Origin of the sequence: Planktothrix serta PCC 8927 (assembly GCF_900010725.2) — a bacterium.
GTDB classification, from domain to species: Bacteria; Cyanobacteriota; Cyanobacteriia; order Cyanobacteriales; family Microcoleaceae; genus Planktothrix; species Planktothrix serta.
This window is the reverse complement of the sequence record NZ_LR734961.1, coordinates 1-242: the sequence shown is the minus strand read 5'-3', so window position 1 is coordinate 242 and position 242 is coordinate 1. Positions and strand designations below refer to the sequence as shown.

Sequence of the window (242 nt, the reverse complement as noted above, 5' to 3'; positions counted from 1 at the left end):
GGCGTTGGACAAACGATGTCCGGTGTGGGAATGTCCGGTGTCGGTATGGGTTACACCCAGTCCGGTGTTGGTTACACTCAATCTGGTGTTGGCTATACCCAGTCCGGTGTTGGACAAATAATGTCTGGCGTTGGTATCGGTCAAACTATGTCTGGTGTCGGTATGTCCGGCGTTGGTATGGGTTACACCCAGTCCGGTGTTGGCTATACCCAGTCTGGTGTTGGTTACACTCAGTCCGGTGT

Annotated in this window: 1 pseudogene; it reads left to right on the top strand. The window is 53.3% G+C overall.

Going from position 1 to position 242, the window contains the following annotated elements:
* Positions 1 to 242 (top strand): annotated as a pseudogene (locus PL8927_RS28265) (hypothetical protein); the annotation flags it as partial.